General features: G+C 43.1%; 10 protein-coding genes. 6 read left to right on the plus strand and 4 right to left on the minus strand.

The window, feature by feature from the left end; genetic code table 11:
- Window positions 1–16 precede the first annotated feature (16 nt).
- From ACRRS1_RS07480 to ACRRS1_RS07505, 6 genes are all read left to right on the plus strand, one after another.
- Complete coding sequence (locus ACRRS1_RS07480) at window positions 17–1,060, plus strand: NAD(P)-dependent alcohol dehydrogenase (RefSeq protein WP_432468078.1); 1,044 nt, start codon at window positions 17–19, stop codon at window positions 1,058–1,060.
- 54 nt (window positions 1,061–1,114) lie between these two features.
- Window positions 1,115–1,960, plus strand: a complete 846-nt coding sequence (locus tag ACRRS1_RS07485; RefSeq protein WP_432453786.1) for a ketose-bisphosphate aldolase — start codon at window positions 1,115–1,117, stop codon at window positions 1,958–1,960.
- On the plus strand, window positions 1,957–2,910 hold the full coding sequence (locus tag ACRRS1_RS07490) for a carbohydrate kinase family protein (protein WP_432453784.1): 954 nt from the start codon (window positions 1,957–1,959) through the stop codon (window positions 2,908–2,910). The genes ACRRS1_RS07485 and ACRRS1_RS07490 overlap by 4 nt, the downstream gene beginning before the upstream one ends.
- Entirely contained in the window at window positions 2,910–3,899 is a 990-nt protein-coding gene (gene ydjG / locus ACRRS1_RS07495) for an NADH-dependent methylglyoxal reductase (protein WP_432453783.1), read from the plus strand. The genes ACRRS1_RS07490 and ydjG overlap by 1 nt, the downstream gene beginning before the upstream one ends.
- Before the next feature lie 138 nt (window positions 3,900–4,037).
- Entirely contained in the window at window positions 4,038–4,796 is a 759-nt protein-coding gene (locus tag ACRRS1_RS07500; RefSeq protein WP_432453782.1) for a DeoR/GlpR family DNA-binding transcription regulator, read from the plus strand.
- 209 nt (window positions 4,797–5,005) lie between these two features.
- Window positions 5,006–6,361: an MFS transporter gene (locus ACRRS1_RS07505; protein ID WP_432453781.1), complete on the plus strand. Its 1,356-nt coding sequence runs from the start codon at window positions 5,006–5,008 to the stop codon at window positions 6,359–6,361.
- Between the two features lie 252 nt (window positions 6,362–6,613).
- On the opposite strand, the gene ACRRS1_RS07510 is transcribed toward ACRRS1_RS07505, so the two are convergent.
- The 4 genes from ACRRS1_RS07510 to guaD form a co-directional block, all read right to left on the minus strand.
- Complete coding sequence (locus ACRRS1_RS07510) at window positions 6,614–7,006, minus strand: ribosome recycling factor family protein (RefSeq protein ID WP_432453780.1); 393 nt, start codon at window positions 7,004–7,006, stop codon at window positions 6,614–6,616.
- A 154-nt stretch (window positions 7,007–7,160) separates the two neighbouring features.
- Window positions 7,161–8,057: a hypothetical protein gene (locus tag ACRRS1_RS07515; RefSeq protein WP_432453779.1), complete on the minus strand. Its 897-nt coding sequence runs from the start codon at window positions 8,055–8,057 to the stop codon at window positions 7,161–7,163.
- A 239-nt stretch (window positions 8,058–8,296) separates the two neighbouring features.
- Window positions 8,297–9,514 (minus strand): urate hydroxylase PuuD, encoded by a 1,218-nt coding sequence (locus tag ACRRS1_RS07520; RefSeq protein WP_432468077.1) that lies wholly within the window; start codon window positions 9,512–9,514, stop codon window positions 8,297–8,299.
- A gap of 3 nt (window positions 9,515–9,517) precedes the next feature.
- Complete coding sequence (gene guaD / locus ACRRS1_RS07525) at window positions 9,518–10,810, minus strand: guanine deaminase (RefSeq protein WP_432468076.1); 1,293 nt, start codon at window positions 10,808–10,810, stop codon at window positions 9,518–9,520.
- Window position 10,811 lies beyond the last annotated feature (1 nt).

Raw genomic sequence — 10,811 nt, forward strand, 5'->3', positions numbered from 1 at the left:
TTTGTGAGAGTTAAATATGAAAAATAAAAAAGCAGTATTAAAAACCCCAGGCGTTATGGAATTTATTCAAGCGGAAATTCCGGTGCCTAGAGATGATGAAGTTTTAATTAAGGTCGAATACGTTGGAATTTGTGGTTCTGATGTACATGGTTTTGAATCAGGCCCATTTATCCCACCCAAAGATCCGAATCAGGAGATAGGTCTCGGTCATGAATGTGCAGGAACAGTGGCCGCAGTTGGTCATAAAGTGACTAAATTTAAAATTGGCGACCGAGTAAATATTGAGCCTGGTGTGCCATGTGGTAAGTGTCGTTTTTGTCTAGAAGGCAAATATAACATTTGCCCTGATGTTGACTTTATGGCGACGCAGCCCAACTACCGTGGCGCGCTTGCAAACTATCTTTGTCATCCAGAAAGCTTCACTTACAAGTTACCAGATAATATGGACACCATGGAAGGCGCATTAGTTGAACCTGCGGCGGTAGGCATTCATGCCGCTATGTTGGCTGATGTTAAGCCGGGTAAAAAAATTGTTATTTTGGGCGCAGGTTGTATTGGTTTGATGACATTGCAAGCTTGTTTATGTATGGGCGCATCTGAAATTGTCGTGGTCGATGTTTTAGAAAAGCGTTTAGTCATGGCGCATGAACTAGGTGCTGCCGCAATCATTAATGGTGCAACAGAAGATACTGTCGAACGTGCTCAAGCTTTATTGGGTGAACTTGGCGCCGATATTGTTTTTGAAACTGCGGGGTCGCAAATCACAGTTAAACAAGCACCTCAACTGGTTATGCGTGGTGGCAAAATCATGATCGTCGGTACTGTTCCGGGTGACTCTTCGATTAACTTTTTAAAAATTAATCGGGAAGTCAGTATTCAAACGGTATTCCGCTATGCCAATCGCTATCCCGTCACGATTGAAGCCATCTCATCTGGAAAATTTAATGTTAAATCAATGGTGACACATATCTATGAATATGCAGATGTTCAAAGAGCTTTTGAAGAGTCGGTGAATAATAAAAAAGAAATCATTAAGGGGGTTATTAAGCTAATTGCTTGAGTCGGTGTGTCAATAAATAAAATCAATGGTGTAAATAAGAAGGGTTAATTAATTATGTTGTCAAGTGTTAAGTATTGGGAAGAAAAGGCACAGCGTGAGCATTACGCAATTCCTCATTTCAATGTTTGGAATGCTGAAATGTTGATGGGGGTCATGGATGCTGCTGAAGAGGCCAAATCGCCGGTAATTATCTCTTTTGGTACCGGATTTGTGGGGAATACTTCATTCGAGGATTTTGCTCATACGATGGTCTCTATGGCTGAGAAGGCCACCGTTCCGGTGATTACTCATTGGGACCACGGGCGCAGTATGGAGATTATTCATAATGCTTGGACGCATGGCATGAACTCACTGATGCGAGATGCATCAGCATATGATTTCGAAGAAAACATTCGTCTAACTAAAGAGGCGGTCGACTTTTTTCACCCACTAGGTGTCCCGATTGAAGCGGAGCTAGGGCATGTCGGCAGTGAGACGGTATACGAGGAGGCGCTTGCTAACTATCACTATACCGATCCATCACAGGCTGCTGAATTTGTTGAGCGTACTGCATGCGACTCGTTGGCCGTTGCCATTGGTAATCAGCATGGCGTATATACTTCCGAGCCAAAATTAAACTTTGATGTTATACAAAAAGTTCGTGATGCAGTGTCGGTTCCAATTATTCTGCATGGTGCCTCCGGAATTAGTGATGACGATATTAGCACTGCGATTTCTCTAGGGATCTCAAAAATTAATATTCATACAGAATTGTGTGAGGCGGCAATGGTTGCGGTGAAGAAAAATTGCAATCAACCATTTTTACATTTAGAGCGTGAAGTTCGTAAAGCGATTATGGGGCGTGCCTTAGAAAAAATTACATTGTTTGGTTCAGATGGAAAAGCGGAAGCCCTTGTATGAGTAATATTGATGTTATCTGTGTTGGTGCAGCTATTGTTGATATTCCTCTGCAGCCAGTGGATAAGAATATGTTCGATATTGATTCGTATCCTTTAGAACGAATTTCAATGACTATTGGTGGCGATGCAATCAATGAAGCAACGATTATTTCTCGTCTTGGGCATAAAACTGCATTAATAAGTCGAGTAGGTAATGATGCACCAGGAAATTTTATTCTTGAAGCATGTAATCGGGAAAGAATAGATATTGAAGATCTTGTCGTGGATGGGGATATTGATACTTCAATTAATGTCGGTTTGGTGACAAAGGATGGGGAGCGTACTTTTGTTACCAATCGAAATGGTAGTTTGTGGAAGCTTAATCTTAAGGATATAGATTTTTCACGTTTTAAACAGGCCAAATTATTATCTCTTGCAAGTATTTTTAATAGCCCATTACTAAATGGACACGCTTTGGTACAGATTTTCTCTGCAGCAAAAGCGGAAGGGTTAACTATTTGCGCCGATATGATTAAACCAAGGCTTAATGAGACGTTGGCGGATATCCGTGAGGCTCTGGCTTATGTTGATTACCTTTTCCCAAACTTTGAAGAAGCAAAATTACTAACTGGAGAAAGTGAGTTAGAGGGAATCGCGGATACATTTTTAGCGTGTGGTGTAAAAACGGTTGTGATTAAGACCGGAAAGCAAGGATGTTATATAAAAAATGCTGCTCAGACATTGCTTGTGCCTGCCGTTCAGGGGATTACAGCGATTGATACCATCGGCGCGGGAGACAACTTTGCATCAGGTTTTATATCTGGGATTTTGGAAGGTATGCCGCTAGCTGAGTGTGCTCGTTTCGCGAATGCAACCGCTGCGATATCGGTTCTGTACGTTGGCGCCACGACGGGTGTTACCCATAGAAAAATTGTTGAAGAATTGCTCAAAGAGTGCGAGGAGTATGCGTAATGATGAAAATGACCCCGTTGGGGAACAGCGGATTGAAGATCTCTAAAATGGGTCTTGGAACTTGGGCGATAGGCGGTGGCCCTGCATGGAATGGTGACCTCGATTATCAGGTATGTATTGATACCATTGTCGAAGCCCATAAATGCGGTATTAACCTTGTCGATACAGCACCTGGTTATAATTTTGGCAATAGCGAAGTGATTGTTGGTAAAGCATTGGCTCAGCTCAATCGAGAGGATGTTGTGATTGAGACTAAATGCGGCATCGTCTGGGAACGTAAGGGCAGTTTATTTAATAAAGTTGGTGAGCGTCAGCTTTATAAAAATCTATCGCCAGAGTCAATTCGCGAGGAAATTGAGACCAGTCTGAAGCGTCTGAATGTTGATTATGTTGATATTTATATGACGCATTGGCAGTCGGTTCCACCTTTCTTTACTCCTGTATCTGAAACAATGGAAGAGTTAAATAAACTTAAAAAAGAGGGGAAAATCAAAGCCATTGGTGCAGCCAATGTCGACATCGAGCATATTGAAACTTATCTCAAATATGGTGAGCTTGATATTGTTCAAGCCAAATATAGTCTGTTAGATAGAGAGGTTGAAGAAAAACTGCTTCCTTTATGTGAGCAACACGGAATTGTTTTACAGGTATATTCACCGCTGGAGCAAGGCCTGTTAACGGGGGATATTGAGCCCGACTATATTCCTACAGGCGCGCGAGCCAATAAGAAATGGTTTCAGAAAGAGAATATGGGCAAAGTGATCAATATGCTGAAGCAATGGCAGCCTTTATGCGAGAAATATCAGTGTTCTATTCCAACTCTCGCGTTAGCGTGGATATTGGCCCAAAGTAACAATATTTCGATTTTGACCGGTGCAACTTCACCAGAGCAGGTCAAAGAAAATGTGAAGGCAATGTCTATTCAACTGACTAAAGAAGATAGCTTATTGATTCGGAAAATGGCTGAAGCGCTGGATGACGGGCAGTAATCGTTGATAACACGAATACCTCTGTTTTTTTGGTAAACACGCATGTTTTTCTGTGATTCAAATACAATATTTTGCAAATAAATATAGTGAATGGCATACTTATTTGTATGTTTTATGGGAAGAAACAGAGGTAATCCAGTGTCAGCAAAAGATCGAATTCAGTCTATTAAACAAATGGTCACTAACGATAAAAAAGTTACCGTGGTTAATTTGAGTACTATTTTTAAGGTGACCGAAGAAACAATCCGTCGTGACCTTGAAAAGCTTGAAATGCAAGGTTTTATTACGCGTACTTATGGTGGTGCAGTTTTAAATGCGAACGGCATTATTGATAATGTTCATTTTTATAAAAGAACCAAGTCGCTCCATGAAGAAAAGCAGACTATTGCATTAAAGGCACAATCTTGCTTAGAAAATGTAACCACACTGGCGGCTGACTCAAGTACCACTGTGATGGAGTTTTTAAAACTTTTAAGAGATAGAAGTGACATCACAATCATGACTAATTCAGCGGAAGCTATTCATGAATTAGCGACCGCTGAGGTAAACCTTGTTTCCACTGGTGGTGAGTTAAATAAAACGTCGCTTTCTATGCAGGGTGTCATGACCAAAGAAGCTATTAGCAAACATCATGTCGATATTATGGTGATGAGTTGTAAAGGGCTTGATATGCAAAGTGGTGCGCTCGATTCTACGGCCGCGGAAGCAGATGTTAAAAAAGCAATGATCAAACAGGCATCTGAAGTTGTACTTTTGGTCGATCACTCTAAGTTTGAACGTAAGGCCTTTGTTAAATTAGTGAACTTTGACAATATAAATTATATTGTGACTGATAAATCTCCTGGGAATAAATGGATTGAGTTTTGCGACAAAAATAATATAAAGCTAATATTTTAATGTGATTGTTTAGGCGCCCCATCCTTAATGACTACATTGTTATATGTCTTAGTGTGATTAGTTTATTAAAGCCGCGATTTGATTTCCATTTGTAAATAGAATAATGGCAATTTGGTTTGGTAATTTTATTAATAATAAGATTACCAGTAATCATGCTTGCTATTGGCTGTAAATAATATATTTGTCAATAGCGTACAGAGGTATGTAATATGAATAATGTTGGCCATATAGGGGCGCGGCTAGACCGTATCCCTTTCTCAGTTTTTCATTACGAGATATTTGGTATTATTAGTATGAGCTTGTTATTTACCGGCTTTTTAAGTTATTCGGGAAATATCGTTTTGGCTGAGCTGGTGAGTAATGGCTGGTCGAATAATTACCTGAATGCCGCCTTCACCTCGGCCTTAATGGCGGGCTACTTTATCGGCTCTGTCGCCGGAGGGTTTATTGGCGATAAGCTTGGAAGGCGCAAAGCTTTTCGTATGAACTTACTCATCGTTGGTATATCAGCAATGGCGGCATCATTTTCTCCAGATATGTATTGGTTGATTATTTTCCGCTGTTTGATGGGGATCGGTATGGGTGCCCTGATCATGGTTGGTTATGCGTCTTTTGTTGAGTTCATCCCCGCTAACGTAAGGGGAAAGTGGTCTGCTAGGCTTTCTTTCGTAGGGAATTGGTCACCTGTGATATCGGCGTTGATTGGCGCAGTTGTGATTTCATATTTTAGTTGGCGGTTGATGTTTTTGTTGGGTGGGGTATTGATGTTGATCGCTTGGTATTTATCCGCGAAATATTTTATCGAATCGCCACGATGGTTGGAAGGAAAAGGCAGGGGAGAGCAAGCTGAAAATAACTTACGGAATATTGAGTTACGGACAGAGATTAAAGAGAATATAAAACTTAGCCATTGTGAACGGGATAACTATTATTTAGAAAACGTCAGAGGAAGTGATTCATTTTGGAGCCTGTTCAAAGGAAGTATGTTAAGGCGAACATTAGTTGCCATTACCGTTCTGGTTGCGATGAATATATCTTTATATACGATCACGGTTTGGATCCCAACTATTTTTGTTAATTCTGGAATTGAAGTGACAAAATCAATTGTGATGACTTCGATGATTATGTTGGGTGCTCCTGCAGGTGTGTTTTTCGCTACTTTAACAATTGATAAATACCCTCGAAAACTTTTTGGTTCTAGTCTGCTCATTATTATTGCGGTTATGGGATATTATTATTCGCTTCAAACGAGTGAATTAAAAATTATTGTATGCGGACTTGTGATGGTTTTTTTCCTTTATATGTATGTATGCTTTTCTTCGGCAGTTTATATTCCAGAGTTATGGCCAACGCATATGCGATTACGTGGATCTGGGCTTGTGAATGCTGTTGGCCGATTTGTTGCTGTTATTGCGCCTTATGGGGTGGCGATGCTGTTGACCGATTATGGCTCAAAAACGGTTTTTGTTGTATTAGGTGCTATTTTAATTTTATGCGCTTTTTTGTTGCTTGTTTTTGGTATCGAAACCAGAACGGTTTCGTTAGAAAAAATTTCTCAGTTATAGCTTGATTGGATAGACTTTCATCGTCCTCGTTGAGCGTGAAGTAAAATGACTGGTGACAACTAGCAGGGTCGTAAAGAGTCACTGAGTTTTATTTTTCAGTTCATTGACTATGAATCTGAAAGTAAAAACACTAAAGGTTGCCGGAGGCAGCCTTTTTTGGATACCGTTGTTTGATTTATTCAAACCTAGAATATATGTGTTTGTTAAAGATTTAATGGCAATGCGCAAGTTGGCATGGTGCGCTGACCCATTTTATAGTTCGTCGCCGGAAAATCTGGCGCTCCTCGCTTCGGCGATGCTGCAGTCGGTGAGATGCATGAGCTCGGCTAGTGTGATGTTGTGGTTTTCTTGCACTAATCGTTGTAGTTTCACAGCAACGGGCTCTAATTGCGCGCCATATTTCTGAAGCCCTTGTTCGATTTTGTGAATCAGATACGCACTGGCTGATGGTTGCTGTTGTTTAAGGGCTTGCGAGAGTTGTTGTAATTGCGGTGCTTCGCCAGTCACTAGCCAGTTTCTTGAGCGGCGAATACGTTTAATTTGACAGCTATAAATTAAGGCGACTTGTTTGGCGAGTTTGACTTCGTTGCCACCGATTTGGCGGATTAAGGAAGGCAGTTGGATATCAATTGTGGTATCGGTCATCGATAGAATTCTGCATGCAATTCAATTTAAATTCAAATTTCTGTCCTTTGGCTTGGCGTGAATAGTTACTGCGCTGGTCGGTTTGGATGATTCGATAATATGCTCACCGATAAAAATCACTGAGTTTAGTGTTTTTGTCGGTGAGTGATACTTTTTAGGCGAGTGTTAGGTTTTGCATTTTTTGCTGGAAGTCCAGTAGCGGATCGAGAGAAAAGTCTGCTTCTACCGAAAAAGTAAAGTCTCTAAATTGAGTTTGTACTTGTAATGTTTTTAGGTAGCTGAAACGAGGGTGCTCACCGAGAGACATGCCTTTGATGAGTCGCCAAGGGATGAACAAATGCTCAACATGATAATCGGTACGTTTTTCTCGAATGATATCGGTCCCCCAATTTGAGATCATTAGATCATGGCCATCACTCATAAATAATACGTCTTGCATTTTGTATCTAAACAGCCGAGCTAATAAGTGCTGGAAGCCTTTGGTCAGTTCTTCGTCGAGGGAACGTGAGGCTTGAAAGGCTAATATACTCACGGGTTCGGTGATTGCTTCACGTTGTAAAAAATATTGATAGACTTGGAGTTTAGCCCCCTCAACGGGTTCGTGCTGAGTCAGCGCTAACGGCTGGCTATGTTGATGCATCGCCTCTCTGATGATGTGAAGTGCTTTGGCGGCAATGTTTACCGACACGAGGCTGTAGTCAATATGGATGCTGTGGTGCCTTGAAAACAGCTGCAAATGACAGGACAGTAAGTCACCGCTGTGAACTATATAGTTGATGTCGGCATAGTCCAGAGCCTGTTCTTGTAATTCTGCAGCCTTGTTGAAACTAAGTACGCGGATCCTGTTAGCCTCTAGAATCACCACACTTTGATACATCAGCATGCCTGGCTCTAGATCCCGCCGAGCTTGGTCTACCGGAACTTTGAAGCAATATTTTGCGGCTAAGATCGCTTGTTGGTAGTGCTCAAATTGCGGTGGAATGTCGATGAGCGCCTTTACCTCCATCATCCAAGGGCCATATCTTCGGTATTCAAGGGTTAATTTATCCATTGCCATTCTCCAAAACCATCAGTGGTGCGTTAAATGAACCTAGCAAGTTGCTTTAAGTTTAGTTCAAGCGCATTAAGATTGACGGGCTGAGTGTTTTGTCTGCAATTAGTCGACACAAGTTTGATCTAAATCGTCTACAGCGAGGCCATGAGTTTTAATTTGGCAGGGGCGGAGGCGAGCCGAAAACGAGAGCAGGCTGAATACCAGGCTACTTTGGTATTCAGCGCTGATTGTTCGATTTATTCCGCGCTGAGCAATTGTTGTAGTTGCTGGCGTTGCTGCTCAGTCATTTGTGTTTTATTTAAAAATGGCATGTCTTTGCTTACGGTGGCTCGAGCAATAATACGTTCTTTCCAGCGCTCAATGTCTTGCCAATGGTCCAGCATCACTCCTCCGGGGGCTGTGGTAAACATGTCATCACTTGGGGTGCGGCTATGACAAGAGCTGCAGCGCTGCTGAATAATTGCACTCGCCTGTTGTTGAGCACTGGTTAAGGCATTTTGCTTAACCGTCGAGCTGGCTGTGCTTGCTGCGTTCAACTGCGATCTGCTGCCAGTCCAGCTGACGAATATAGCTAACAGTAGTAAACCGATAGCACCACTCACGATGATGCTGGGTTTATCAATGCCTTGATGTTTCAGATTGAAGAAATGACGGATCCAGGCACTTAAACCGATCAGGACACAGAGGATTAACCAACTATAGTGGTGTTGGTAAATCATCGGATAGTGATTACTGATCATCAAAAAAATCACCGGCAAGGTGAGGTAGTTATTATGTACCGAACGGCGTTTCGCCTCTAAACCGGGGGCAGGATCAACCGCCTCTCCGGCACTAACTTGGGCCACCATCTTGCGTTGTCCGGGAATAATTTTTACCCACACGTTGGCAACCATGATTGTGCCGATAAGGGCGCCCATGTGAATGAAGGCGCCGCGGCCACTAAACACCTGGCTAAAGCCATAACAAAACAGTGCCCCCAAGACCACTAAAATGACGCTCAGTAATAGCGGTTTTTCGGCAATTGGCGAGCGCAGCAAGCCTTCATACAGTAACCAAGCACCAGCGATCCCACCAATACCAATGCTCACTGCTTGGCCAGCACTTAACATCATCACTTGAGGGTCGATTAAATACGCCTCGGCTCGCAAGTAGTAAATCCAAAATAACAGTAGGGTGCCGCTCAGCCACGTACTGTAGGCTTCCCATTTAAACCAGTGTAAATGCTCGGGCATTTTCTCTGGCCCCACCTGGTATTTGGCAACCTCATAAAAGCCACCACCATGCACCGCCCACAAATCCCCTTTAATGCCTTTTTTTAATTTCCATTCCGGTGGCGTTCTGAGATTATTATCTAACCAGACAAAGTAAAAACTCGCGCCAATCCAGGCGATGCCAGCGATCACATGAAACCATTTAATAAACAGAGCTAACCATTCGTAAAGCTGTGGCCACATAGACTAATTCCTTTTGTTATAAACTTCTTTTCCCGCAATATAGCTTGCCGCAATCAGTCGATCGTCGCCTAAAATATTGATGGCAAATAATTGTTCGCTCAAGTGATTACAGCGGGCGATCCGCTGACTCAGGATGGGCGTTGCGTGCAAATCGATTTCGATAAAGTCGGCTTCGCTGCCGGGGTTTAAATTGCCGACCCACTGCTCAATGCCCATGCTTTGGGCTGCGCCTTGAGTACATAAATACAAGGACTCGAAGGCGCTTAAGCTGGTCTGTTGCATCTGGCAAACCTTGTAGGCATCGGCCTGATTGGCAAACATACTAAGGCTGGTCCCCCCTCCCACATCACTGGCGAGGGCGACCGACACACCATTATCCTGGGCGCGGTGATAGTTAAACAGACCGCTGCCTAAGAACAGGTTGGAGGAAGGACAAAAGCTGATGGTTGCTCCGGTGTCGCTTAAGGCCCGATACTCGCGGTCGGTGAGGTGGATACCATGGCCAAATAACGCTCTTTCTCTCACCAGTCCGTGCGCCTGATAAACCGATAAATAGTCTGAATGTTCGGGAAACAGCTCATTAATCCATTGCACCTCTGCGGTATTTTCCGATAAATGGGTTTGAATAAAACTGTCGGGATGTTCCTTGGCTAACTGACCCGCCTTCGCCAATTGTTGTTCGCTGCTGGTGGGGGCAAAACGCGGAGTAATGGCATAGAGTTGGCGGCCATTATGATGCCAGCGCTCCAATAATTTTTTACTATCGCGATAGCCCGACTCAGGCGTATCGCTGAGCGCCTCGGGGCAGTGTCTGTCCATCAATACCTTGCCACAGATCATGCGCGCGTTATAGGACTCGGCGGCTTCAAAAAAGCTATTTACCGATTGAGGGTGCACGGTTGCATAGACGCTAGCGGTCGTGGTGCCGTTGGCAAAGAGTTGCTGTAAGAAAAAGTCGGCCTGACCACGAGCGTAGACGGCATTGGAAAACTGCTGCTCGGCAGGAAAGGTATAAGTATTTAGCCAATCCAATAGCTGCTTGCCGTAGCTCGCAATGACTTCAATTTGTGGGTAGTGCACGTGGCTGTCGATAAGGCCGGGCAGGAGTAACCCTGTATGTTGTTGTACTTCGAGCTCTGGCTGATTTTTTAAATAATCTTTGGCATCACCGAGGTAGAGGATCCGACCTTGCTCGATCACTAATACACCGTCTTCGAGATAGCAGTAATTATCGTTAGGGTTGCTGGTTGACTTGGGGAAATGCAAAATTTTTCCGCGGTGAATGCTTGGTTGCATC

The sequence above is a fragment of the Agarivorans sp. Z349TD_8 genome (assembly GCF_050870825.2).
Taxonomy (GTDB): Bacteria; Pseudomonadota; Gammaproteobacteria; order Enterobacterales; family Celerinatantimonadaceae; genus Agarivorans.

Bases quoted from the DNA above. Each gene is read 5' to 3' on its own strand.
- ACRRS1_RS07480 (WP_432468078.1), top strand. From the start codon at position 17: ATGAAAAATAAAAAAGCAGTATTAAAAACCCCAGGCGTTATGGAATTT.
- ACRRS1_RS07485 (WP_432453786.1), top strand. From the start codon at position 1,115: ATGTTGTCAAGTGTTAAGTATTGGGAAGAAAAGGCACAGCGTGAGCAT.
- ACRRS1_RS07490 (WP_432453784.1), top strand. From the start codon at position 1,957: ATGAGTAATATTGATGTTATCTGTGTTGGTGCAGCTATTGTTGATATT.
- ydjG (WP_432453783.1), top strand. From the start codon at position 2,910: ATGATGAAAATGACCCCGTTGGGGAACAGCGGATTGAAGATCTCTAAA.
- ACRRS1_RS07505 (WP_432453781.1), top strand. From the start codon at position 5,006: ATGAATAATGTTGGCCATATAGGGGCGCGGCTAGACCGTATCCCTTTC.
- ACRRS1_RS07510 (WP_432453780.1), bottom strand. From the start codon at position 7,006: ATGACCGATACCACAATTGATATCCAACTGCCTTCCTTAATCCGCCAA.
- ACRRS1_RS07515 (WP_432453779.1), bottom strand. From the start codon at position 8,057: ATGGATAAATTAACCCTTGAATACCGAAGATATGGCCCTTGGATGATG.
- ACRRS1_RS07520 (WP_432468077.1), bottom strand. From the start codon at position 9,514: ATGTGGCCACAGCTTTACGAATGGTTAGCTCTGTTTATTAAATGGTTT.
- guaD (WP_432468076.1), bottom strand. From the start codon at position 10,810: ATGCAACCAAGCATTCACCGCGGAAAAATTTTGCATTTCCCCAAGTCA.